Origin of the sequence: Pseudomonas sp. PS01303 (genome assembly GCF_029959385.1) — a bacterium.
Taxonomy (GTDB): domain Bacteria; phylum Pseudomonadota; class Gammaproteobacteria; order Pseudomonadales; family Pseudomonadaceae; genus Aquipseudomonas; species Aquipseudomonas rustica.
Genome location: NZ_JASCPK010000002.1, coordinates 83,573 through 107,302 on the forward strand (window position 1 = coordinate 83,573; position 23,730 = coordinate 107,302).

19 protein-coding genes and 1 pseudogene are annotated in these 23,730 nt (G+C 57.1%); 10 read left to right on the forward strand and 10 right to left on the reverse strand.

Annotated features, from left to right (window positions below; all coding sequences use genetic code 11):
* Nucleotides 1-67: 67 nt before the first annotated feature.
* Genes QMX93_RS01285 through rfaH form a run of 4 tightly spaced genes read right to left on the reverse strand, consistent with a single transcriptional unit; the run spans nucleotide 68 to nucleotide 4,660 of the window.
* Nucleotides 68-2,380, reverse strand: coding sequence for a GNVR domain-containing protein (locus QMX93_RS01285; RefSeq protein ID WP_282351758.1), 2,313 nt, complete (start codon nucleotides 2,378-2,380; stop codon nucleotides 68-70).
* 2 nt (nucleotides 2,381-2,382) lie between these two features.
* Nucleotides 2,383-2,916: a polysaccharide biosynthesis/export family protein gene (locus tag QMX93_RS01290; RefSeq protein ID WP_053120180.1), complete on the reverse strand. Its 534-nt coding sequence runs from the start codon at nucleotides 2,914-2,916 to the stop codon at nucleotides 2,383-2,385.
* Nucleotides 2,917-2,928: 12 nt separating this feature from the next.
* Complete coding sequence (locus QMX93_RS01295; protein WP_282351761.1) at nucleotides 2,929-4,089, reverse strand: outer membrane beta-barrel protein; 1,161 nt, start codon at nucleotides 4,087-4,089, stop codon at nucleotides 2,929-2,931.
* A 37-nt stretch (nucleotides 4,090-4,126) separates the two neighbouring features.
* A complete protein-coding gene (gene rfaH / locus QMX93_RS01300; protein WP_282352016.1) occupies nucleotides 4,127-4,660 on the reverse strand; it encodes a transcription/translation regulatory transformer protein RfaH in 534 nt (177 codons plus the stop codon).
* Between the two features lie 605 nt (nucleotides 4,661-5,265).
* Here rfaH and QMX93_RS01305 point away from each other — a divergent pair.
* The 6 genes from QMX93_RS01305 to QMX93_RS01330 all read left to right on the forward strand — a co-directional run bounded on the left by QMX93_RS01305 (nucleotide 5,266) and on the right by QMX93_RS01330 (nucleotide 14,107).
* Nucleotides 5,266-6,243, forward strand: coding sequence for an NAD-dependent epimerase/dehydratase family protein (locus QMX93_RS01305; RefSeq protein WP_282351763.1), 978 nt, complete (start codon nucleotides 5,266-5,268; stop codon nucleotides 6,241-6,243).
* Nucleotides 6,244-6,386: 143 nt separating this feature from the next.
* Entirely contained in the window at nucleotides 6,387-7,544 is a 1,158-nt protein-coding gene (locus QMX93_RS01310; RefSeq protein ID WP_282351768.1) for a two-component system response regulator, read from the forward strand.
* A 43-nt stretch (nucleotides 7,545-7,587) separates the two neighbouring features.
* On the forward strand, nucleotides 7,588-11,961 hold the full coding sequence (locus tag QMX93_RS01315) for a response regulator (protein ID WP_282351770.1): 4,374 nt from the start codon (nucleotides 7,588-7,590) through the stop codon (nucleotides 11,959-11,961).
* A gap of 118 nt (nucleotides 11,962-12,079) precedes the next feature.
* The gene (locus QMX93_RS01320) at nucleotides 12,080-12,319 is read left to right on the forward strand and encodes a hypothetical protein (RefSeq protein WP_282351772.1); all 240 of its coding nucleotides are present in this window, start codon (nucleotides 12,080-12,082) and stop codon (nucleotides 12,317-12,319) included.
* Nucleotides 12,316-13,542, forward strand: coding sequence for a radical SAM protein (locus QMX93_RS01325; protein WP_282351774.1), 1,227 nt, complete (start codon nucleotides 12,316-12,318; stop codon nucleotides 13,540-13,542). Before QMX93_RS01320 ends, QMX93_RS01325 begins: the two co-directional genes overlap by 4 nt.
* A 1-nt stretch (nucleotide 13,543) precedes the next feature.
* On the forward strand, nucleotides 13,544-14,107 hold the full coding sequence (locus tag QMX93_RS01330) for an AAA family ATPase (protein WP_282351776.1): 564 nt from the start codon (nucleotides 13,544-13,546) through the stop codon (nucleotides 14,105-14,107).
* A gap of 271 nt (nucleotides 14,108-14,378) precedes the next feature.
* Here QMX93_RS01330 and QMX93_RS01335 read toward each other — a convergent pair whose 3' ends face one another.
* From QMX93_RS01335 to QMX93_RS01350, 4 genes are all read right to left on the reverse strand, one after another.
* Entirely contained in the window at nucleotides 14,379-15,512 is a 1,134-nt protein-coding gene (locus tag QMX93_RS01335; protein ID WP_282351778.1) for an aminotransferase class V-fold PLP-dependent enzyme, read from the reverse strand.
* Nucleotides 15,513-15,635: 123 nt separating this feature from the next.
* Nucleotides 15,636-17,234, reverse strand: coding sequence for a hypothetical protein (locus tag QMX93_RS01340; RefSeq protein ID WP_282351780.1), 1,599 nt, complete (start codon nucleotides 17,232-17,234; stop codon nucleotides 15,636-15,638).
* Nucleotides 17,235-17,246: 12 nt separating this feature from the next.
* Entirely contained in the window at nucleotides 17,247-18,311 is a 1,065-nt protein-coding gene (locus tag QMX93_RS01345) for a hypothetical protein (RefSeq protein WP_282351783.1), read from the reverse strand.
* Nucleotides 18,312-18,446: 135 nt separating this feature from the next.
* Nucleotides 18,447-19,319, reverse strand: coding sequence for a WYL domain-containing protein (locus QMX93_RS01350; RefSeq protein ID WP_282351785.1), 873 nt, complete (start codon nucleotides 19,317-19,319; stop codon nucleotides 18,447-18,449).
* A 117-nt stretch (nucleotides 19,320-19,436) separates the two neighbouring features.
* Here QMX93_RS01350 and QMX93_RS01355 point away from each other — a divergent pair, with 117 nt between their 5' ends.
* Together QMX93_RS01355 and QMX93_RS01360 are read left to right on the forward strand one after the other, a co-directional pair.
* Complete coding sequence (locus tag QMX93_RS01355; protein WP_282351787.1) at nucleotides 19,437-19,703, forward strand: hypothetical protein; 267 nt, start codon at nucleotides 19,437-19,439, stop codon at nucleotides 19,701-19,703.
* 58 nt (nucleotides 19,704-19,761) lie between these two features.
* Nucleotides 19,762-20,388, forward strand: coding sequence for a dTMP kinase (locus tag QMX93_RS01360; RefSeq protein WP_282351789.1), 627 nt, complete (start codon nucleotides 19,762-19,764; stop codon nucleotides 20,386-20,388).
* On the opposite strand, the gene QMX93_RS01365 is transcribed toward QMX93_RS01360, so the two are convergent.
* Complete coding sequence (locus tag QMX93_RS01365) at nucleotides 20,355-20,483, reverse strand: DUF2256 domain-containing protein (RefSeq protein ID WP_159811761.1); 129 nt, start codon at nucleotides 20,481-20,483, stop codon at nucleotides 20,355-20,357. The two genes, QMX93_RS01360 and QMX93_RS01365, sit on opposite strands and share 34 nt — an antisense overlap.
* Nucleotides 20,480-22,018 (reverse strand): annotated as a pseudogene (locus tag QMX93_RS01370) (cryptochrome/photolyase family protein). The gene QMX93_RS01365 and the pseudogene QMX93_RS01370 overlap by 4 nt, the downstream one beginning before the upstream one ends.
* 243 nt (nucleotides 22,019-22,261) lie before the next feature.
* On the opposite strand from QMX93_RS01370, the gene QMX93_RS01375 reads away from it, so the two are divergent.
* Both QMX93_RS01375 and QMX93_RS01380 read left to right on the forward strand, forming a co-directional pair.
* On the forward strand, nucleotides 22,262-22,510 hold the full coding sequence (locus tag QMX93_RS01375; RefSeq protein ID WP_053120194.1) for a CsbD family protein: 249 nt from the start codon (nucleotides 22,262-22,264) through the stop codon (nucleotides 22,508-22,510).
* A gap of 87 nt (nucleotides 22,511-22,597) precedes the next feature.
* Nucleotides 22,598-23,713: an aromatic ring-hydroxylating dioxygenase subunit alpha gene (locus QMX93_RS01380; protein WP_282351794.1), complete on the forward strand. Its 1,116-nt coding sequence runs from the start codon at nucleotides 22,598-22,600 to the stop codon at nucleotides 23,711-23,713.
* Nucleotides 23,714-23,730 lie beyond the last annotated feature (17 nt).

Genomic DNA, 23,730 nt, shown 5'->3' on the forward strand with positions numbered 1-23,730 from the left:
TCAGGCAGAGGTGACGCGAATAAGTGATGGCGAGACGGGGCGTAGCGGCGGGCGTGTCAGCCCGCGATTATCTGGGCGCGAAGTCGTAGTCGTAGAACGCCCGGGAGTGGTGATAGCCGTACTTGCGTGCCTTGCGCAGATCCACCTGGTTGAGGACGGAGCCAAACACCGGCACCTGACTCTGCTGCAACATGGCGATTCCCCGCTGTACCTGGCTGACGGGCGTGCTGTCGGCCTTGACCACATAGATCACGGCGTCCGAATGCTTGGCCAGCAGCAAGGCATCGCTGATCATTTCGGCAGGTGGAGAATCGATAATGATGTGGCGATACCGCGACCGCAGCACCTCCAGCATCCGCGCCATGCGCGGCGAGCTGAGCAAATCCTGCGGTGGCGGCTGCAGCGCCGGGTTGAGCGCAGCGGCAGGGGATGGCAAGCGCGGCGCCGCGAGCATGTCCAGCGCAGGCGGGAGGACTTTCCCGGCCGGCAACATGTCCAGATTGCCCACCGAAACAATGCAGTCTTCGAGTCTGGCGGTGCCGGCAATGACATTTGCCAGTCCCGGACTGTCCGGTGGGAAATCAAAGTTCAGCGAGAGGGTCGGCTGACGCATGTCGGCGTCGATCAGCAGCACACGCTCGAGCGACGTCAGGGAACTGGCCAGATTGGTGGCGATGGTGCTCTTACCTTCACCGGCAACCGTCGACGTCACCAGAACAACCTGCGAAGGCATTTCACTGCTTTGCAGCATTAGCCAGGTGCGCAGATTACGGATGGTCTCGGAAAAGCGCGGGTTGTCGTTGTCGGCAAACAAGCGTGCCAGTTGCCGGCGGGTTTTCTTGGTCACCAACGGCACGACGCTGAGCAGCGGAATGTTCAGCATGCTTTCGATCGACTCGTCGGTTTTGAAGGTGTTGCTCAGACTGTCGAACAGCAGCGCCAACGCGACACCGATCACCGCCGCGATCAAACCGACGATGGCGACGATCAGCGTTTTACGCGGTTTGCTCGCGTCGACTGGAACGATGGCCGGGTCGACGATGCGGACTTTTGTCGAGTCCATGTCGGCGGTGGCGGTGGTTTCTTTCAAGCGGGTGACGAAGGTTTCGTAGAGCGCTCGTGAGCTGTCGACCTCACGCTGGAACTCGCGCAACTGAAACTCTTTGCGCGCGATGTCCTGAATTTGCGCCTTGTTGCTGTTGAAGGATTGGCGCAGTGACGCCTCGCTGGCCGTGGCGAGTTGGTATTGCCGCTCGATCCCGGCCACCACTTGTTGTACCTGTAATTGCAGGCTGGTGGTCGCGGTACGCAGTTCGGATTGCGCCGAGAGCAGGCTCGGATGTTTGGGGCCGTAGCGTCCCGCCAGTTCATCAACCTTGGCTTGGGCGAGGGCGCGATCCGCCTGGAATTTCTGCACCAACGGATTGCTCAAGACCGCCGGCACGCTGGACAGTCGGCTCAGATCGCCATTGCCCAACGCCTTCGCCTGGCGGTACTCGCTTTCCGCTTCTGCGCGGTTACGCCGGGCATCAACCATGCGATTACCGGTCATTTCCAGTTCATTGGCGCTGATGGTCGCCACCCCGCCAACGTCGACCAGACCTTGCTCTTCGCGGTAGCCCTGAAGCTTTTTCTCGGCAGCACGCAAATTGTCGCGCAGCTTGACCAACCGGGTGTTCATCCAGGCGGTGGTGGTTTGCGACGACTTCTCGCTGGTGTCGAGCTGGCTGTCGGTAAAACCCTGAGCCAGCGCATTGGCTGCCGCTGCCGCCAGAGCGGGATCGGGCATCTCGACCTCGATCTCGAGCAATTGGCTCTTGCCGACAAATTTGACGCTGGTGTGCAGCATGAGGTTTTGCGTGACCTCATTGAAGGCGTCTTCCTCAGTCGGTGCCTCGTTGGGCGGCAAAAAGCGGCTCCAGCCAGGGATCCATTGGTCAAGGTCAAGCCCGCCCAGCCAATCGCGCGGCGTAAACCAGGGTTTCGGTTGCTGACGCGGGTCGGTGATCGGGTTGCTGGTCAGGCCGAGCTTTTTCACCGCGCGTTCGGCTAGATCGCGCGATTGCAGCAGCGCTTGTTGGGTCTGCAAGTAATCAGTGGCGTTGCCGCTGGAATCCTTGACCTGCTGGAACGACATCAGCGGCGGTGTTTTATCGTTGAACAGCAGGGTGGTGCTGCCGATGTATTGCGGGGTGATGGTGGAAACCACCGCGGCCGCGAGCAGAGCGCTGAGTAGAACCCCCCAGCCGATGGCCCATTTGGCGCGCCAGATGACCCTCCAGAGTTTGAGAAGATCCAGGGTGTCCTTGTCTTCGCTGTACTGCTGATGCAGATGCGCTTGGAGAGGACGTTCGACGTAGGTGCTAGGGCTGTTGTCCATGATTAGAAAAAGCCTTGTGCAATGGAAATGGTGTCGCCGGGAGCAATCGTGGTGTTTCGCGTAACGTTATCGGTGAGGGTCGAGCCACCGTCGCCGCGCATGATGGTCACGCGCTTGATCGAGGCCCGCTCGGTCAGGCCGCCGCCCAACGCGATGGCTTTCTCCAGTGTCAGGCCCGGTACGAAGGGGTAGCTGCCGGGTTTTTGCACTTCGCCATTGATGTAGAAAGCCCGGTATTCAATCTGGCTCAGGCTGACTTTCGGATCGATCAGGTAACCCTGTTTGAGCCCGTCCACGATGATTTTTTCAACCTGGCCCGGGGTCAGTCCTTTGGCGGAAATTTCGCCCAGAAACGGATAGGAAAAGGTGCCCGCGTCGCTGAGGCGGATCTTTTTCAGACTCAACTCCGGTTCACCGAACACGATGATGCGCAAGACATCGCCGGCAGCCAGTTTGTATTGAGTGCCCGGATCCGCAGCAAAAACGGAGGGTACAAACGCCAGCGCAAACAAAAAGAAAAGACCGTGCCTGTTCATGTCGATACCCTCTTAAAGGCTGACGTTGAAGCTGATCTGAAACACGTTGCGGGTGAAGCTTTCATCGTCGGCATCGGAATCGTTGTCGCGATATCGATAGCCGAGTTCGATGTCCAGCCATCGGCGCATCGCGTACACCACCGCCAGGTTGTAGTCCTGAAAGTTGTCGGTGCGGCTTTGGCCTTCGTAGACATAACGGCCGATCCCGGCCTGCGCCACCGTGGTGATCCGTTCCGTCCAGCCATGACGCCAACCGACCTGGGTGAACGTCGACTTCACTGCCTCCGCGCCATCGTCACCCTCGGCGAGTGCCTGGCGGGCGACAAAGGTAAACGTTGAATAAGTGCGCGGTTTCCATTGCAGATCCACCTGCCAGGTGGGGTTGTCGAGGTCTTTGGATTCGCTGTTGTCGAAGTTCTTTTTTTCATAGCCCACACGCACTTTGCCGGTCGTGCGTGCCGTGAAATCCCAGACGGCACCGGCCAGTACGGCGTCGGAGTTACTGCTGCGCGGACTGTCGGCTTGCAGGTAATCAAAGTGGGTGTGGTCATATTCCAGCAAGCCTCGGGTGTTACTACCGATACGGTGGTACCAGGTGCTGGTGAGTGCGGTGGTATTACGTTCTTTGTCGTCGTTGATGCCGTCGCCATTGTCGTAACGAAGTTCGGCGTAATTGGCCCCGACATCGATTTGATTGTCCGCGCTCTTGGCGCCAAAGGTGTAAAGACCGCCGACGCGTTTGTTGTTGAGCTTATCGTTGATGCCTTCCACCGCCGTCGATTCAGTGCGCTCCCATTTGCGGTATTCCGCTTCGAGCTTCAGGCGATGGCGATCGGTGAACTCCATGACACTTTCCGCGCGCACGCGCTGTGCGGTGTTCGAGGCATCCGACTCGTCGTGATAAGTATAGCGAGTGGGCTGCCAGATCAATCGTGTGGCGCTGTTGCGGTCTTCGGCCTTGAGTTCGAAGGTGGGCGCCAACTTGGTGATCATTGAGGACTTTTTGTTGTTTTCCACTTCGCGAAAGTTGTCGTCGTAACTTTCTGAGAATATGAACGAGGGCGTGAAGTCGAACCCGTACACATCAATGGCTTGCGGATTAATGCTCCAGGCCATTCCGGGATAGAGAGAGGCCATAATCAGTGCGACAGGGCATCGTGACTTCAAGGCCATGTTTAAGCTCCTGAGCAAAGGCAGAAAAGACACGTCGTCAGTGGCAGGGCTGAAAGGCGCGCGTTTGACGCTCGATAACGCTGCGTGGCAAGCAGACCGATTGCTCCCGGTTGAGAAACTGCAAAAGCAGCATCACGCGGTCGTTGCCGTGCAAAGCGAGGAAGACACCTTCCAGTGGCGATAGCGGGCCACTGATGATTTGCAAAGGCTCGCCGGGCCGCAGGGCCTCGTCTGTCGCCATCTCCGACGCCAGGCAACGCCCACGCAGATGCTCGATGACGTGCTCTGCCACCGTCGCAGGACCATGATTGAATTCGACAACTCGACTGACGCCACGCGTGGAGCGCAAGGGTGCCCAGTTGTCATTTCGGCTGAGCTGGATAAACAAATATCCGGGGAACAGTGATTCCGACACCCGCTGTCGTTTCCCGCGAATAACGCGCTCACGGACAAGCTGGGGGTGGTAGACCACGTAATTCTGCTGAAGCAGATTCAGGTGGGCACGTTCATCCTGACGGGGTTTGCATTGCAACAAGTACCAATTAGGTCGATCCGGGCTGGTGACTGGCATGCTGGTAAACTCTGGAATGATCGAAAGTTTAAGCAGGCAGGCGCTCAATTGAGGGCGATGAAGAGACCATTGGCAAAAGATTGTTTTTATGATGTAACGCGAGAAGTGTTTCATTAATGAATCAATTAACGAGTCATTAAGGTGCACAGCAGAGGAGTGTGACACTATTGTGTGCGGTGTAGCAGGTATACGGTCTAGCCCAACTTCTTCAGAGACAAAGCTACCGCACGGTCTGCATATTGCAGTACGGGTGAGGGGGCGCTAAGTCGTTGTCTCTATAATGCCGTTTGTCGAGTCAATATAAACTCGCGCCTTATACAGCGAGACCTCGGTAGTTATCGGCCAGTCTGTGCAATCTGTCAAACGTTAGCAGTCAAAAAACTCGCCATTTGTCCAATAGCGGGCTAGTTCGCCCATAGGCTATTGAATTTATTATTTATTTTTTTCTGGCATATCGAACAAAATTTTCTGTGTTTAAGGGGCGCGGCTATTGGAAGAATGCGATAGCCGGTTCCCCATAGTTGGGGGGTCAATATAAAGTCTGGACGTCATTTCCCTAACGACGTTATAACTAATCGTCTACCAGATTGATGGGAGCAGGGACTATGACCGTTCTTGTGACAGGTGCTGCGGGCTTCATCGGATATCACACGGTCAAACGATTGTCTCTGGAGGGCCATACAGTAATAGGCATCGATAACCTCAATGACTATTACAGCGTGGCGCTTAAACAGGCACGGCTCAACGAGTTGACCGACGTGAAAGGATTCCGTTTCCAAACGATGGATATTGTTGATAAACCGGCCTTGATGGCGCTGTTCGAGGAGGAAGGTTTTAGCGAGGTTATCCACCTCGCCGCACAGGCGGGTGTTCGTTACTCCCTGGATAATCCGGATGTGTATGGGCAGTCGAATCTGGTGGGTTTTTTGAATGTGCTGGAAGCCTGCCGACATTATCCGCCCGCGCATCTGATCTACGCGTCGAGCAGTTCCGTTTATGGAGCCAACAGCAACTTACCCTACCGGGTCGATGACGCAGTGGAACTGCCGGTTTCCTTGTATGCCGCGACCAAGCGCGCCAACGAGTTGCTTGCCGCCAGCTACTGCCATCTCTACGGCCTGAAGGCCAGCGGGCTGCGTTTTTTTACCGTTTACGGGCCTTGGGGGCGACCGGACATGGCGCTGTTCAAATTCACCGAAGCGATCCTCGGCGGCCTGCCGGTTGATATTTACAACCATGGCCAGATGGCGCGGGACTTCACCTACATCGATGACATTGTCGAAAGCATCGCCCGACTGTGTCCAAAGCCGCCGTTACCAGCCAAGGACGCCGCGGGCGTCAACCGTATTTTCAATATTGGGCGCGGCAGCCCGGTCGCGTTGCTGAACTTTGTTGATTGCCTGGAGAGAGCCTTGGGCAGCAAAGCTCAGCGCAACTTTTTACCCATGCAGGCGGGCGACGTCGTCAAGACTTGGGCAGACGTTTCGGCGCTGGCCGAGTGGATCGGCTTTTCTCCGCAGGTGGAAGTCGAGGCGGGCGTGGGGGAGTTCGTCAGGTGGTATCGCCAGTTTTATCAGGTTTGAGTCTTGGCGGTGATGCTGTCCTTGGCATCCAACGCACTCCTCAAACCCAACTAGCGATTGCAGCTTTTCTAGCTACGCTTGCCAGCAAGAGATTGGTGCAAGTACGCCGACTCGTTAATTGTCTGGCAAGGGAGCCAACAAACATGGATAGCACTCAGGGCGTTTATCCATCAGCGACCGTGCTGGTGGTCGACGATACCCCCGACAACCTGATGTTGATCGCCGAGTTGCTGAAGGACAAATATCGGGTCAAGGCCGCCAATAGCGGCGAGAAGGCCTTGCGTCTTCTGCAGGCGGATCCACTGCCCGACCTGATCCTGCTGGACATCATGATGCCGGGCCTGTCCGGTTATGACGTTGCCGAGCAGCTCAAACGTGATGCCCGCATTCGCCACATACCGATCATTTTCCTGACCTCTATGGCCGCCACGGAGGACGAGATTCGCGGCTTGAGCCTGGGGGCTGCGGATTACATTACCAAACCGATCATTCCCCCCGTGCTCATGGCCAGGGTCGAGACGCAGATCAAGCTCAAGTCCGTTGCCGATTTCCTGCGCAATCAGAACGAATTTCTCGAGCAGGAAGTGCAGCGCCGCACCCGCGAGGTGATCGCCATCCAGGATGTCACGATCCACGCCATGGCTTCGCTGGCGGAAACCCGTGACAACGAAACCGGCAACCACATTCGCCGCACCCAGCACTACATCAAACGCCTGGCTGAACTGTTGCGCAATCACCCGCGCTTCCGGCACTTCCTCGACGAGGACACCATCAAACTCTTGTTCAAATCGGCGCCGCTGCACGATATCGGCAAGATTGGTATTCCCGATCGCATTCTGCTCAAGCCGGGACGCCTGACCCCGGAAGAATTCGAGGTCATGAAGACCCACACCACGTTGGGGCGCGACGCCATCCAGCACGCCGAGGATCAATTAGGCATCAACGTCGACTTCCTTCATTTGGCCAAGGAAATTGCCTACGGTCATCAGGAAAAGTGGGACGGCAGTGGCTATCCGCAAGGCGTGGCCACCGACGACATCCCGATCAGCGCCAGGTTGATGGCGGTGGCAGATGTCTACGATGCACTGATCAGCCGCCGCGTGTACAAGCCCGGCATGTCCCATGAGCAGGCGGTGGCAATCATCCGCGAAGGCCGGGGCTCGCACTTTGATCCGGACATCTGCGACGCGTTTCTCGCCAATGCCGAGCAGTTCCGCACCATTGCCGAACAATTTGCCGACAGCGACCAGGACATGGCCAGGCAGTTAGCCCTGCTTGAGCAGATCGCCGACCGTCCCTGAGCCCCACGCATCCGTTTGCACATTCCGTTGAATGAGGCCGTTTATGAACAGACTGTTCGAGATGCTCGAGCGCCTGTCTCTGCGCAGTAAATTGATCATCGGCTTCGCTGCGCTGCTGATATTGATCCTGATATTGGGTGTGCAAAGCCTGCGCACTCAGTATTCGCTCAAAAATGAAATGCAGCAGTTGTACCAGCAGGATCTGGTGGGTATTCAGCATGTGCAGGAAGTTCGGGTGCAGTTGCCGCATCTGTTGCTCGCCATGCAACGTGCAATCGCTACCAACAACGCTGACATCCGTATCAGCGCCAGAGCCCAGATGGATGTCGCCCAACAGCGACTGCATGAAGCGCTCGAGCAGGTTCGTCCGACACTGCGCCGACAGAGCAGCATCAGCAGCCTGGTGGAATTTGAAGTGTTATTACAGCGTCTGCAAAAAAATGGCGATGAGGCACTGGAACTGGCCGGCAAGGGCTCCTTGGGACAGGCCTTGATGTTGCTCAACAGTAAGGATTTTCTTGCGCTGGAGCAGGGCGGCGACGGGTTGCTCTCGCAGATCGAGAAAAACAAGGAAACCGACATCCACGATACCGCGAAGAACCTGGCGGAATACGCAGAGCGCAGTACTGCGATCACCTACATCTTGCTGCTGGGTGGTTCGGCGCTGGCCTTGCTGTTGACCTGGCTGGTCAGTTATTCGATTCGCGTGCCATTGAATCGCGTCCGCGTGGCGGTGGACGAATTGGCATCCGGCAAGCTGGACGGCCAGATCCCGCACACCGATCTTCGCAACGAAACCGGCGACCTGGCGCGTGCTATCGCCACGCTGCAGCTGGAAGCTTGTCAGCTTGAGCGCCAGCGTTGGGTGAAAAACCACACCTCACTTCTGCAAGTGGGCCTGCAACAGGCGGAGACGCCGCAGCAGTTGACCCAGGCTTTTTTCAGCCACATCGCGCCGCAGTTGGGCATGTGCCAGGGAGCGCTTTACGTTCTCTATGAAGGCGCGGCACGCCTGCGCCTGGTGGGTGGTTATGCGGTGGACAGTGCTCACCCGCTACCCACAGAACTCGATCTCGGGGAAGGGTTGCTTGGCCAGTGCGCAGTGGATCGCCAACCTCGTCAGCTTGAGGGTCTACCCGAACCGTTTTGGCATGTGCGCACGCCGTTGGGCGCAGCCCCCGCCAGCGTCCTGTTGGTTCAGCCCGTGTTGCGTGGCGAACGCCTGCTCGGGGTTATGGAAATGGCCGGTTTTCGTCAACTGGAAGAGAACGAAGCGCTGCTGCTGCAAGAAGTCCTGCCCAGACTGGCCGGTGCCATGGCTATTATGGAACGCAGTGAGGCAGCCCAGGCGCTGCTCCTGGAAACGCGCCGTCAGGCAGACGAAATGGGCGCGCAAGCCTTGCAACTGGAACATCAGGCCAGCGAGCTGGAGGCCCAGCAGGCCGCATTGCGCGCCACCGAGGCCTGGTATCGCGGCATCATCGAGGCCGCACCGGACGGCATGCTGGTGCTGGGAGCCGATGGCCGCATCCTGATGACCAACCCGCAAATGGACACTTTGTTTGGCTACGCCTCCGGCGAGCTGATTGGCGCGAGCATTGAGCGTCTGGTACCGCAGGCTGCCCGCGAGCGGCACGTCAAGTTACGCGATGGCTTCATTGCCAGCGGCGGAACCCGGCAGATGGGCGGCGATCTGGACGATCTGAGCGGCGTGCGCAAGGACGGCAGCCTGTTCTCCGTGGAAATCGGCCTTTCCCACTTGCCCCGTCTGGAGGGGCGTGGCGTCTGCGTGTGCGCCTCGGTGCGCGATGTCAGTGAGCGCAGGGCGATGGAAGCCAGGTTGCGCACTGCCAGCGATCGCCTGAACCTGGCACAGGAGTCGGGTGACATCGGTCTGTTCGACGTCGATCTGGTCAGCGGCACAAATTATTGGACGCCACAGCTCGAAACCCTGTTTGGTCTGGAGCCTGGCGGCTTCGGTGGCACGCTGGCGCACTGGCAGGCGCTGGTGCATCCCGACGATGTCGCACGGGTCAGCAGCACCTTCGAAAGTGCCGTCCAGAGTGGCGAAGATCGGGCCGAATTCGATTTTCGCATCGTGCGCAAAAATGATGGTCGGGTGCGCACGTTCCGCTCGCTCAACCGTTTTTCACGCACGCCGGACGGCAAGCCATTGCGCGCAACCGGCATCAACATCGACGTGACGGCTCTGGCGGAGGCTCGAGCAGTGGCCGAAGAGGCCACTCAAGCGAAGAGTGAGTTCCTTGCCAACATGAGTCATGAGATCCGCACGCCGATGAACGCCATCATCGGGATGAGCCATTTGGCGCTGCGTACTTCGCTGGATAATCGCCAGCGCAATTACATTGAAAAAGTCCATCGCTCGGCGGAGAACCTGCTGGGCATCATCAACGACATTCTCGACTTCTCAAAGATCGAAGCCGGCAGGATGAGTCTCGAACAGATCCCGTTCCGTCTGGAAGATGTACTCGACAGCTTCGCTGCCATGATCGGCCTGAAGACCGAGGACAAGGGTCTGGAATTGTTGTTTCAGATCCCGCCTGACCTGCCCACAGCTCTGCTTGGCGATCCCCTGCGACTAGGGCAAGTGCTGATCAATCTGGGCAACAACGCGGCCAAGTTCACCGAACACGGTGACATCGTGGTCGGCGTTGAAGAAATGGCTTCTGACAACGAACACGTGCAGCTGCACTTCTGGGTGCGCGACACGGGCATCGGCATGACCGTTGAGCAGTGTTCACGCTTGTTCCAGTCGTTCAGTCAGGCTGACAGTTCGATCACGCGCAAGTACGGAGGCACCGGCCTGGGGTTGTCTATCTCGAAGAAGCTGGTGGAACTGATGGCCGGCCGAATCTGGGTTGAAAGCCAACCGGGAGTCGGCTCCACCTTCCATTTCCAGGTGCAACTCGGCGTGCAGCAAGGCCTGCAACCGCGTCGTATGTTCAAGGCCGGCGAACTGCTCGGCATGCGGGTTCTGGTCGTGGATGACAACGCGAGTGCCCGTGAAATTCTCTCGGGCATGGCGCGCAGCTTTGGCCTGGAAGTGGACGTCGCGCAGAGCGGTAGCACGGCGCTGCACATGCTGGCCGACGCCGAGCATAAGGCACTGCCTTACGATCTGGTTTTGATGGACTGGCGGATGCCGGGCATGGATGGCATGGAAGCCGTGAACAGAATGCATTCTGCGAGTCTGATGCGCACACCATCGGTGATCATGATTACCGCTTTCGGCCGCGAAGAAGCCCGCGAAGAAGCCGTACGGCAGGGCATTCAGTTACCGGTGGTGCTGACCAAACCGGTCACGCCGTCTTCACTACTCGAAGCCATCGGTGTCGTGCTGGGCAGAGACACCCAAAGCGATACGCGGGCTGGCGAACGCTCACAACAGAATGCCAGTACCGTTGCCAGTCTCAACGGCGCCCGGCTGCTTTTGGTCGAAGACAATGAGCTGAATCAGGAACTGGCCAGCGAGCTGCTGGAAAGTGTCGGCATCCGCTTGCGACTCGCTACGCACGGCCAGGAGGCCCTGGATATCCTCGCCGAGGATGGCGACTTCGATGGCGTGCTGATGGATTGCCAGATGCCGGTGATGGATGGCTACACGGCCACCCGGAAAATTCGCCAGCAACCGCGCTTCAGCACGCTGCCAGTGATCGCCATGACCGCCAACGCAATGGACGGCGACCGCGAGCGCGCGCTCGAATGCGGGATGAACGACCATATATCCAAGCCGCTCAATGTCGAAAGCATGTTCGCCACAATGGCAAAGTGGATCAAACCTAGAGCGGCGCAAGCATCGTTGAACGCAGGTTTCGCCGATGGATTCCCAAATCGTCTTGAGGGCATTGACTTGGCTGCGGGGCTCGCCACCTGCATGGGCCGGCGCGATCTCTACATACGTTTGCTCTGCAAGTTTCGCGATACTCAGACAGACTTTGCCGAGCAATTCCAGGCCGCACAAACCGATCCGGATCCTGCTGCCGCCGCACGCCTGGCGCACAGTTTGCGCGGCACCGCCGGCAACATCGGCGCCAAGGACGTGGCGCATGCCAGCGCTTTACTCGAGCAGTCCTGCCAGGACGGCGAGCCCGCTACGTTGCTGAAGACGCTGGCGATGCAGGTCGAGCAATGCTTGCTCCCGACCTTGGCGGCTCTGGCCGACCTTAAGGCGGACACACTGGCCTCCACGGAGGGTTACCTGCCGGACGACTCGGCAATCGGCGAGCAACTGAATAGGCTGATCAGACTATTGGAGGAGGGGGATACGACGGCTTTGGACGTACTGGCGGCACTGCGCAATATGCCACTCGATCGCGCGTTGGCAGAACGTCTGACACTCGCCGCGGCGCAGGTGGAATTGTTCGACTTTGATCGCGCCTTGAGGCTGCTTCAGTAAATATGAGTTGGGTTAGCAGAGCGTGCCATTTTTAGATTTTTCTTTCGGCTGGGTGTCGGGCTTCGACAGCCACCTCTGTCGCATCGTGCCCACAAAGCCACGCAATAGAGGAGCAACCATGTACTTCAGGAAAAACAAAGAGATCAACCAACTCGTGCAAGAACTGATTCAGTTTGGCTGGAGCTACGCTAAAGGCCGGCAGTACAAGGTCTTTCCACACGATAGCCGCGGCATGTTTATCGTGACCGGCACGCTTGGGGATCGACATGCTTTTCAGAATTTCCGCCGCGATATGGGACAGCGCCTACGCGGCTTTGCTGAGCGATATCGGGACGCTCGCCAGGAGCTGATGCCATGAGGCCGGTAATCTTGATTTCACTGGATTGGCGTCGACCACAAGACGGTAAAACTGGATTAGGTATCGCATCTATAGCTGCGGCTTTGCGCGCAGCAGATGTGCCATTTCAGATTATCGACGCACAAGTTAATAGCCCGGGTTTCTTACTAGAACACGTGCTCGCTAGTTTGCTGCAGGCGATCAAGCAGGCTGGCCCTGGCTGTCTGGTTGGCTTCGGTACTTTTGTATGGAATGACTCTGAGGTTCGCATTCTGATTCACTTGATTCAGGGCACCGGTGCAGTGGTTGTTCTTGGCGGGCCGCAAATCTCTTATATGGCCAAGGGTCAACTCGAAAACACTTACCCGCAAGCGAAGTATTTCGTTCGTGGCCAGGGCGAGATGGCCATGGTTGCACTGGCCTGCGGTACCACATCCGATGACTGCGGCATCCATGTCGCCGGCACTCCCGATAATGGCAGCAAAGCTGATCACGATCTGCTGACCTTGCCCTCACCTTACCTGTATGAAACAGCTGAATTGCAGAGCAACATCCGCTGGGAAACTCAACGCGGATGCCCTTTCAAGTGTTCCTTTTGTCAGCACCGTGAGCCAGGGAAGCGCCTCAAACATCAGTGGTTTGATGGTCGTCGTCTGGAAAAAGAACTGGACATGTTTGCCGCAGCGAAGGTGAAACGCATATCTGTGCTGGATCCGATTTTCCATACTGATGCAGAGCGCGCCATTCAAATCCTGAATAGCATTAAAGCGGCGGGTGTAACGGCGCATCTTTCTTTGCAATGCCGCTTCGAGACCTGTAGCCCGGACTTTCTGGATGAGCTTGAGGGGCTCAATGTCACGCTGGAGTTCGGACTGCAGACCACAGTAGAGGCTGAATACCTGGCAATCAAAAGACCCAACCATCTGGATATCATTTGCAGCCGCATTCGTCAGTTACATGAACGGCAAATAGACTTTGAGGTTTCACTGATTTACGGCCTGCCCAATCAAACACTGGACAGCTTCCGTAGCAGCGTTGAATGGTGTGTGCAGCGGCGAGTGCCTCGCCTAAGAGCCTGGCCACTGATGCTCCTGAGGGGGACGCCTCTATACGAGCAGAAACAGCTCTATGGCTTCAAGGAAAGCGACGATCAGGCTATTCCTATTGTGGTCTCCAGCAATAGTTTTTCTAAAACGGAGTATGCCGAAATGGCTCGCATCGCTACGTTGCTGGAGGAGAACTGAAATGGCGGGATTTGTTGCTATTGAGGGCCTCGACGGCGTAGGAAAATCCACGGTGCTGAACAAGCTGGCCGAACGCTTCTCCGGCCACGCACTGAGTACCCCTGGGACAGCACTGAGTAGCAGCCGCCCAGCCATATTAGAGGCCTTTGCCCATGATGAGCTTGCCAAGGCGCTGTTCTATACGGCAAGCGTTTCCAGCCAAGGAAGGCATGCACGCAGCCTGGTTGAACGTGGCGAGTGGGTATTTATGGATCGCTATTGGGCCTCGACACTGGCTTATGCAAAAGCTCGCGGTGTATCGGCCGAGCTGGCGCTTTTGGGCCAAAGCCTGATCAAGCCGGACATAACTATATTGCTTCTGCTTGACGAGCCTGACCGCCAACAACGCCTTCTTGCTCGTGGCCCAACAGCAGAGGATAAGGAAACGTTTGATCCCGTCTTTCGCGGGTGCGTAATGGACGAGCTAATGGCGCATGCAGACATCTCACTGAACACAACTCACTTTACCGCGGACGCTTTGGCGATTGAGCTGGAGCAGATGATAAGACGCCCGTCCTGTAGTTGACCAAACATGGTCGTGGCCGGATCGCTGATCATCAGTAAACACAGGGCATGCCAAGCAAATCTTTCGGTGAACTGCTGCCAGCCCCTCTTGGGAAAACTTCAGTCGCGCCACCCATAGAAAACTGACTGGATGGACTCAAAGCAGCTAACCCAAGGCGTGAACCCACCCGAATTTAGTAGGCACTCTTATTGATCCACTTTTGGCCGGAAACGGCCGCTCTGAGCGACCGCTTTATTCTGCAATGGATACGTGCTGCGAGACCGATGAAGTCTCAATCAACCATCACCTCATCCAGCACCTGCTCAAGCGTGCTCACCGTACGCTCGATATTGTGCAGCTTCTCCAGCCCGAACAACCCGATGCGGAAGGTTTGAAAGTCGGCCGGCTCGTCGCATTGCAACGGCACGCCGGCGGCGATCTGCAGACCGTGGTTGGCAAATTTCTTGCCGTTTTTGATGTCGGCATCGTCGGTGTAACTCACCACCACACCCGGGGCCTGAAAGCCTTCAGCGGCCACGCTTTTGAAGCCTTTGCCGGTCAACATCGCGCGTACCCGATCGCCCAGAGCCTGTTGCTCGTCGCGAATCTTGTCGAAACCGTAGGCCTGGGTTTCTTTCATCACGTCGTTAAACCGCGCGAGGGAATCGCTGGGCATGGTCGCGTGGTAGGCGTGGCCGCCCTGTTCGTAGGCTTGCATGATTTGCAGCCATTTTTTCAGGTCGCAGGCGAAGCTGCTGCTTTGCGTGTGTTCGATGCGCTCAAGGGCCAATGAACTGAACATCACCAGCGCGCAGCAAGGGGAGGCGCTCCAGCCTTTCTGCGGGGCGCTGATCAGCAGGTCGACCGCGCATTTGTGCATATCAACCCAAAGCGTGCCCGAGGCGATGCAGTCCAGCACGAACAGACCACCCACCGCATGCACGGCATCGCCGACGGCCCGCAGGTACTCGTCGGGCAGGATAATCCCGGAGGACGTTTCAACGTGGGGAGCAAAGACTATCTTCGGCTTTTGCGCGGCGATCGCTGCCAGCACTTCGTCCAGCGGCGGCGGGGCGTACGCAGCCTGGTGACCGGCATCGACGGGGCGAGCTTTCAGCACCGTGGTGGCCGCCGGGATGTTGCCCATTTCAAGGATCTGGCTCCAGCGATAACTGAACCAGCCATTGCGTATCACCAGGCATTGCTGGCCAGTCGCAAACTGCCGCGCCACCGCTTCCATGCCGAACGTGCCGCTGCCCGGTACCACCGCAACGCCTTGGGCGTTGTAGACCTGCTTGAGGGTCTGGGAAATGTTCTTCATCACCGCTTGAAAGGACTGCGACATGTGGTTCAGCGAGCGGTCGGTGTAGACCACGGAGTACTCGACCAACCCCTCGGGATCGATACTGGGATAGAGCTTCGACATGGCGTAATTCCTTCGGCAGAGATGTCAGTGGTATCGACCGTGCCTCAAGTGTTGGTAAATGACAAGGCTGCACAAAAGGGTAGGCGCGGGGGCATTGATGGACAAGCCCCCACGCAGCCCCACTCAGGCCGGGGAGGGCGCGGTCAGCAGATACCCGTCCAACTCTTCAATCACCCCCATCGATAGAGTTATCTGCGCATCGATACGCGTGTCCAAGGCCCCGATCACCTGCTTGTCCTGCTCCGCGCGCATCACACCAAACAGATCGATCTTGTCGAGCAAGTAGCATACAAACGTCATGCTCAGTGCGGTCGCAGCCCCAACGAGCACGGCTGTCAGCACGCCAGCAAACGGGGCGAATAGAGGAACAGCGAGAATCAGTTTTTCAGCGGCTTCTTCAAGCGCGACGCCACCTACGACGACACCGCCAACTGCAAGCAACTTCAGGGCCTCATGTGCTGCTTGGGCGAAGGTCATGTCCTTGGGCGGGAACAAGAACGTCTTCAGCGCTTTGAGCAGCGAGAAAATTCCTTCGCGGATCATCCGTACAGCACGTTTGCCGGTGGTCACGAACAGGTTGACCATCACCGTCACAGCATTGGAAACGAAACCGGAAATAAAGCCGCCGCTGAAACTGTGCAGCATCTGTTCCCATCGACCCGCAACCTTGGCACCTACGCGGTGGAGCCGTTCGCCCAGCTCTGCGAGGATGGTTTCGCTCTGTCGGCCGTTGCGATACAGATCCTTGATCTCGTCCAGCGCACCGCTGAACAGTTCGACCATCAGCATGCCGAAGGCTTGCTGCGCGCCCATCTTCAAGCCCTCGGTCATCCCGGTCTGGGCGGCATGGGCGGTGTAGTAGGCGGCCTTTTCCGAACTGCTCGGGGCGTGGCGTTCGGCCGTCGCGTGCCCCCGTTCCAGTGCCGTCTCCACGCGTTTGCGATCGATACCGTAATATTCTTCGTTGGTCACTGCGCGGCCGTTCGAGTTCTTGTCCAGCCACACCAGCTTCTCTTCATCGCTCATTGAGCTGTTGATGTTTCGCTGCGTCGAGATGAGATTTTCAGTGTCGGTCGCGAAGTCAGCTCTCTGGGTCTTCGACTGCATGAAGCCGCCGTTCTGGTGGTAATTCTTCAGCGGTACGATGTGGTCAGGGCTGGTGTGTTTGGCCATCACTGTCTCGCCGGTGTAGCCGTCGGTGAGTTGACCTTTGCCGTCCAGTTGGTCTCTGGTGAAGCTGGCACCTACAGAAGACTTACTGTCTCCAGAGAACTTTTTGCCGTCGCTGTTGCGGCCTTTGTCGTAATGATCGCGGTTGTATTTTTCTTCATCCGGATTGGCGTAGATATCCTGTTGGGCATTGTGAACGGTTGTCACATTCCCCCCGTGCTTGTCGTAAACGGCAAGGAATTTGCCCAAACCCATTGGGCCGGCAATGGCGCCAATAATGTCGCGCTGTGCCTTGCTCAGAAGGGCATCCACTCGATCCTGGTCAAACTCCTGATGAAGCTCTTTCAGTAGATCGCGAGCATCTTTGGGAGCGGTCTGAAGTGTAACGCTCAACGAGGCGTGGTAATCCAGGCTGGCGAGACGTGCGTTATCCGTTGGCATGGCCAGCAGCGCCGCCACATCTTCTGGTGCGGCAGCCGCGTAAAGCATGGGGCGGGTGGCCAGTTGCTCACGCATGGCCTGTTGTTTTCTAAACAGTTCGAGCTTGCTCATCGGGCGCTTTCCTTACGCGGTTTTCAGGCTATTCCAGGCTTGCATGAAGGCCGCTTCCCGCGGGTGAACGGTGTCGTCCGAGAACACCACCAAGTTGATGATTTCGTCGAAGATGGACAGACTCATGCCGGACTTTTTAGCCAACTCGAAGGCTTCCGTTACCGTTGGCGGTTGCTGATAGAGCGACTCGATTTTTGCTTTGATCGCTTCCGGGATGGCGCCAGCGGCGAGGCCATTGATGAAAAGTTCAATGTTTGCCCGCTCGTCAGGTGTGATATCGCCGTCGCATTGTGCAGTCGCGACAGCCACGGCATTCAGAGCAACGATGGCATTGAAGTGGGCGCCGGCTGCCTTGAGGCTGTCCATGGCTTTTTCGAGGCGCTCTTTGAGCATCGAAATCTCGGCCAGTTGCTCGGCTTTGACGTGCTTGACGCCGTCATCGAATCCGGCCTTGCGTGCTTCCTCGTCTCCGTCCAGATTTGCTGCCACGACTGCACCAGCAACACCAGCACCAACAGCCGCAGCAATGGTGCCCACCCCAGCCAGCGAGCCAAGCAGACTAGCGCCACCGACCAGCGATCCGCCGCCGGTAAACGGCGCTGCTGCAATGGCCCCCACACCAATCGCGGCACCACCCAGCACTTTCAGGTAGTCGATCTCCTTTTCACCGGAAACCACATCGCCCACGTAATCACGCGTGGCGTCGTAGCCATTGGATACGGTTTCGCGCGTTGCGTCGTAGGCATCGGACACAACGTCGCCCACTGTCTCGGCTGCGTCGGACAGCGTTTCGACAGTGGAGCTATAGACAGTAGAGGCGGTGTCGGACACGGCTTCAGCGACATTGCCGACCGTTTCGCGGGTGGCGTCATACGCATCGGAGACGGTATCGGCCACTTTGTCAGCAACGTCGCTGACAGTTTCCTTGGCCGAATCGAAAGCTCGAGACAGGGCATCGCCGATAGAGGAAAAAATAAAGGTACAGCCCAATGTATCGTGGGCCATGGGCTCACTGTCATGACTCAGCAGATTGGCGCCGAAACCTTGAGCCGATTGCAGGAAGATACGTCGATACATAAGCAGGCCATCCATGGTGGACAAAAGTGCCTGCGATTCTCCACAGCATGCGCATGGTGTCAATATGCCTCTAGTAGCATTTTCGCATGAACTCTGTTTATGCCAAGCCGACGTAGAATCTCATTCGCTTGCTGTCTATTCATAAAGCCACGGCTTCAATGCTTCCAGGTTTTTCACCACAATCTGCTGCGCCGACGCCTTTGGCTCGAGTTTTTTTGGGTCAATCTGGTAGCGCTGCAACACATATCCCACCAGTGCACAGCGGGTCGGTATCACCAGTTCACCCAACTCCATCCCGAAGTCGATTTCAATGATCGCTTTCTGTTCGGGGTTCAAACGGGAATCAGGCTCGATGACCACATCGATCAAGGTATTCCATTCCTCATCGTCGTCGATCAGGTTCTCACTCATCCGCTCGAACTCCGGTTCCCCTCGAAATCTGCTCAATACAAAATCCCGATATTTGCGATTCTTCTCGCAATAAGCCCGCACATGCCAACGCATGCCTGTATAGATCAGGGTATGCGGTGAAATCAGCCGTGTTTCCGGCAAGGGATTGGACAGCGAAACGTATTCGATAGCGATCACCTCGCCATTGCGACAAGCCTTGAGCAGTGGTCGCAATACTTGCGGGCGAATAGTCCGGTCAGGCACTTCCAGCACCTTGGTATGTGCATACGCAAGCGCCAGTCCTTCGACATGTGGCGCCCGCGAGTGGGTCTGGTTCAGCAACTGCAAATAGGCATTGGCACTGTCATCAATGAACAATGGTTTGAAGTGTTTGCTGGGTACATAACCTTTCAGCTGCTTGTCATATGTAAGGTTTTTAGGCGCATGTTCACTGATGTAAGTGTTGATGTCCTTGGACGCCTGTTGGCGGCTGATCCCGAAGCTCTGCATCAGGTGGCCCGTGGTGAGGCGGCCTTCCCACCAAACCACGGTTTCTATCAAACGATAGCGAAGTGCCAGATCCCAGCGAACCTGATTGATCTCTTGTGTCCGTTTCATGGCCCGTCCATCTGTGTGTTTTGTTTACCTGTACAAGTCTACAATCTATACGTGTAAGGAATCACTACATATCCTTTGGTCGTCTTCCAAGCAAATGACCAGGCAAAAGGATTGAACATGATTTCTACGGATGTGATCTCGGCTACTGCATTGGTGATGATGGTGGTGATTGCGGCGCTGTTGCTGGCCAATTATCTGAAGTTGCAAAAGGTCTGGCACACGATTTTCAATTGCCGCACGACCCTTCGTTGGGCGCGCATTCACGAGTCGGAGAACAAGGAGCTACGTTCTGCACTGCGTGCCGAGAAGGCGCATGTCGATCAGTTGCAGAGGAAAGTAACGTTACTTGAAGCGTTTGTTCGAGAAGGTACGGGGATGAGCTGATTGAATGGCATCAATACGGTTAAAGTGCCCACCAATGTCTCAACACGCCGTGTGAACGATGAATCCCGCGCTGTTTATTTCTCTCGATGGCCCCAAAGGCACCGGCAAAACCACATTGTTGGAAGCCGTGACGGCAGCCCTGAGGGCCGACAACAAGAAAGTCATTCGCCTGTGCGAGAGAAAAAACGATCCCGACAGGGCTGGCACCATGGCCCTCGTCAATCGACTCGCAAGAGACCCCTCCACAGATCTGGAGTGGGCTATTTGTCAGCGTCTGGCGGATAGCCGCAGTTGGATTTCACAGCATGTGCTGCCCAAGCAACCGCTGGACAGCATCGTCCTGATCGACCGTTGGTACCCGTCAGACGCGGCGTTTCGGCGAACCGTCCCGTTCGCAGAGATTCTTCAGTTGAACATGGCGCGAGAGGTGCGCGTGCCGGATCTGCATGTTGGCGTCGTGACCGATCCTGATATTTCCTGGGCAAGGGCGGCGGCACGCTCCCGGGGGTTGGGCAGCACGGTGATCCACAAGCGCGAAGAACACGTCGCGTGTACCGAGGCGTTCGCGCGAGCGGTGGCGGATCAGGGTTGGGTGTTGTGCCGCAATGAAGGCACGATTGAAGAGGCCGTGGCGCAGGTGGTTGGCGAGATCTATCGGGTTCTTCGGCAGCGCTCCGAGCAGTAGCGTACTTGCTCCCAGCAGCGCGCCCATTTCTTTCTCCAAGTGAACGGAAGGCCGCAGGTCACGCAGGTTTTGACCGGCAGCTCGCTCTTTTTCACAACGACTCACCTTGATCGAGTTTGGCGAGCAAGAACTCGCCGCGTTGCCACAGCGCCTGCTGCTTGGCGTCAGGCATGCGGTCGAGGTTTTTATAGAGCATGCTCATGCGCTGATTGCCGCGCAGAAGGTCGCCGTGGCGCATGAGGAAGTGTCAATACAAAGAATTGAAAGGGCAGGCGTCGTCGGTGGTGCTTTCGCTCACTTTGTAGGCGCAGCCACGACAATAGTCAGACATGCGCTTGATGTACTGGCCGCTCGCGCAATAGGGTTTTGAACCCAGATAACCACCATCGGCGTGCATGACCATGCCCAGTGTGTTGGGCAGTTCCACCCAGTCGAAGGCATCCATGTAGATCGCCAGATACCAGTCGCATATCTGGCTGGGTGCGATACCCGCGAGCAGGGCGAAATTGCCGGTGACCATCAACCTTTGGATGTGGTGCGCATAAGCATGTTCAAGGCTTTGACCGATGGCCTGGCGCATGCAGTTCATCTGCGTTTTGCCTGTCCAGTAAAACTCTGGAAGCACGCGGGTGTTGCCGAAGACATTGCCTTGTGCGTAGTCGGGCATCTTCAGCCAGTAGACGCCATGGACGTACTCGCGCCAGCCGATCAGTTGCCGAATAAAACCTTCAGCCGCGTTGAGCGGAATGCCGCCCGACCAATAGACTGATTCGACATCGCTGCAAATCTGCCGAAGATCCAGCAGACCAATATTGAGCGCCGCGCTGATCCGCGCATGGAACAGAAAGGGTTCGTTGCTGGCCATGGCGTCTTGATAATCGCCGAACGCGGCCAGTCCCCAATCGAGAAAGTACTCCCACAATGCCTGTGCGTCGGCGTGTGTCACCGGGTAATCGAACGTCTCGAGAGCGCCGTAGTGGCTGGCGAAGTGTTCGGCCACCAACGCAAGCACCTCTTGGGTGATGGCGTCGGGTTTGAAGCGCACGGGAGGAGGGGGCCGCACGCCCTTGGGCAAGGCTTTGCGATTGTCGGCGTCGAAGTTCCAGGCGCCTCCGACCGGGCTGCCGTCACCGTTGAGTAACAGCCTGCTTTTGCGACGCATCTCACGGTAAAAGAACTCCATGCGCAGCTGCTTTTTGCCCTGCGCCCAGTCGGAAAATTCGTTACGTGTGCAAAGAAAGCGAGCATCGCTGTGCAACTGGATGGGCAAGCCGCAATCCTTGATCGATTGCTCCAGGCGCCAGTCACCGCACTCTGTCAGGTGAATCTCACTGGGTTTGAGCAGTGCGTGCCAGCGCTGTAATTCGCTCGGCACCGATCCGCTGTTGTCCGGATCCGTTAGCGTGACGTAGTGCACGCGAACGCCACGCTGACGCAAAGCCTCGGCGAAATGCCGCATGGCACTGAAGATCAGGACGATTTTTTGTGGATGGTGGGGGACATGGCTGGCTTCCTCCATCACCTCGACAAGCAACACGGCATCGTGATCCTGATCGAGGCCTTGCAGGGAGGCGAGGTCGAAAGACAATTGGTCGCCCAAGACCAGGCACAAGCGCCGCGTCGCATTCATCAATCGGAGTCCGTTAAATTCGAGGTCATCGCCAAGCCGGCAATAAGTTATACAAGAGTAGTCTTCTGTATAGGTTTTTGCGAGTTTAGGCGGACGTAAGCAAACAGTGGTTTTCGGCTGCTGACGCTCATTTCGATGGAACCAATCACCACGCCCGTTCCCCTAATGCTGTGCAGATAGCCTCTCGGCACACGCTCAGGTCGATTCTGAACTCTCCACTTACAGACGAAGGTTTGATGAATTATGAAAAGTGAACAAGTTGAAGGCGTTGCAGAAAAACTCGCTGGCAAGGCGCAGAGCGCAGTCGGGAAATTGATCGGTGATTCAAGGCTGGACGCTGAAGGCGCTGCACGTCAGGCCTCGGGCCAACTGACTAAAACCTACGGCGACACGTTGGACAACGTCTCGACGTTTGTTAAAGAAAAACCAGTGGCTGCACTGGCCATCGGTGCGGCAGTGCTGCTGTTGGTCAACCGCTTTCTGCGTCGTTGAATCACGAAAGGCAGACATGGCGGCTCTTCGGAGCCGCTTTCGTTTTATGATCTCAGTTAACCGAATTGACGGAATCACCCGCGCCCCATGCTCACGAACCTCTGGTATGTCGTTCTGCCCTCGTCGCAATTGACTGAAGGATTGATGCCGGTGCAATTGCTCGGGCAACCGTTTGTGGCGTTCCGTGATGAGGCGGGCGTCGCGCATCTGCTTTCAGACGTTTGCGTGCATCGCGGCGGTTCGCTGTCGGCCGGCAGCAAGGTCGGCAACAGCGTGCAGTGTCCTTATCACGGCTGGCGGTTTGGTGCGGATGGCGTCTGCACGCACATACCTGCGCAGCCAGACCTGCGGATTCCGGCGAAGGCTCGCGTCGACGCCTACCCAACGCTGGAACGCTATGGCTGGATCTGGGCGTTTTTAGGTGATCTTCCAGAAGCGGAACGTCCGCCTCTACCAACGCTCGACTGGATCGACGATCCGGCCATTCGGGTGGTCAGTGGTCATTTCGATTGGCAGGCCAGTTGGGATCGGATTATCGAAAACGGCCTCGATTTCGCCCACGCTCCCTTTGTGCATGGTTCAACCTTCGGCGATCCGGATCATCCCGAGATTGAAGCGTTCGATGTGGAAAGCGATGCGTGGAGCGGCAGCGCACAAATGCTCATGCGCAGGCCCGCGCGCAAAGGGCTGTTGAGACGCAAATCTTCCACCGAGTTTGTCAGTGTGGTCACTGTTCCGGGTTTTCATTTGTCCGGCCCGTGTACAACGCTGGAGCTCGAATTACCCAATGGCTGGCGGATCTACATCGTCTCGGCGCACATGCCGATTGACGCCAACCGCACGCGAACCTGGTGGATGATGGGCAGAACATTCCTGCGCTCGCGACTGCTGGATCGCCGGTTCATTGCCAGCAATATTCGTATCTTTGAACAGGATCATGCGGTGCTGAAAAACGTACGACCCGAGCGCGTGCCGGACTCCTTTCAGCAAGAGGTCTCGTTAAAATCCGACGCGCTGCAAATCGCCTTCCGCAAAGACGTGCAGGCATTGGAGCAGCGTGGCTGGCGCATCGATGAAGAACGCCTTGCGCGAACGTTCACCGGGCGTAAGGCCTGTGCGGTGCCGAGCCCCGAGCGTCGTCAAATCCGTGCCTGGGCAATCGAGCCGATCCCGCTGGTGGACATTACCCACGAGCAGGAATAGCGGCTCCTGAAGGCATA

Coding starts and splice junctions, on each gene's coding strand:
- QMX93_RS01330 (WP_282351776.1), top strand. CDS start 13,544: ATGGCGGGATTTGTTGCTATTGAGGGCCTCGACGGCGTAGGAAAATCC.
- QMX93_RS01345 (WP_282351783.1), bottom strand. CDS start 18,311: ATGTATCGACGTATCTTCCTGCAATCGGCTCAAGGTTTCGGCGCCAAT.
- QMX93_RS01290 (WP_053120180.1), bottom strand. CDS start 2,916: ATGAACAGGCACGGTCTTTTCTTTTTGTTTGCGCTGGCGTTTGTACCC.
- QMX93_RS01360 (WP_282351789.1), top strand. CDS start 19,762: ATGAATCCCGCGCTGTTTATTTCTCTCGATGGCCCCAAAGGCACCGGC.
- QMX93_RS01335 (WP_282351778.1), bottom strand. CDS start 15,512: ATGTCGAAGCTCTATCCCAGTATCGATCCCGAGGGGTTGGTCGAGTAC.
- QMX93_RS01325 (WP_282351774.1), top strand. CDS start 12,316: ATGAGGCCGGTAATCTTGATTTCACTGGATTGGCGTCGACCACAAGAC.
- QMX93_RS01380 (WP_282351794.1), top strand. CDS start 22,598: ATGCTCACGAACCTCTGGTATGTCGTTCTGCCCTCGTCGCAATTGACT.
- QMX93_RS01320 (WP_282351772.1), top strand. CDS start 12,080: ATGTACTTCAGGAAAAACAAAGAGATCAACCAACTCGTGCAAGAACTG.
- QMX93_RS01340 (WP_282351780.1), bottom strand. CDS start 17,234: ATGAGCAAGCTCGAACTGTTTAGAAAACAACAGGCCATGCGTGAGCAA.
- QMX93_RS01375 (WP_053120194.1), top strand. CDS start 22,262: ATGAAAAGTGAACAAGTTGAAGGCGTTGCAGAAAAACTCGCTGGCAAG.
- QMX93_RS01310 (WP_282351768.1), top strand. CDS start 6,387: ATGGATAGCACTCAGGGCGTTTATCCATCAGCGACCGTGCTGGTGGTC.
- QMX93_RS01355 (WP_282351787.1), top strand. CDS start 19,437: ATGATTTCTACGGATGTGATCTCGGCTACTGCATTGGTGATGATGGTG.
- rfaH (WP_282352016.1), bottom strand. CDS start 4,660: ATGCCAGTCACCAGCCCGGATCGACCTAATTGGTACTTGTTGCAATGC.
- QMX93_RS01305 (WP_282351763.1), top strand. CDS start 5,266: ATGACCGTTCTTGTGACAGGTGCTGCGGGCTTCATCGGATATCACACG.
- QMX93_RS01295 (WP_282351761.1), bottom strand. CDS start 4,089: ATGGCCTTGAAGTCACGATGCCCTGTCGCACTGATTATGGCCTCTCTC.
- QMX93_RS01315 (WP_282351770.1), top strand. CDS start 7,588: ATGAACAGACTGTTCGAGATGCTCGAGCGCCTGTCTCTGCGCAGTAAA.
- QMX93_RS01285 (WP_282351758.1), bottom strand. CDS start 2,380: ATGGACAACAGCCCTAGCACCTACGTCGAACGTCCTCTCCAAGCGCAT.
- QMX93_RS01350 (WP_282351785.1), bottom strand. CDS start 19,319: ATGAAACGGACACAAGAGATCAATCAGGTTCGCTGGGATCTGGCACTT.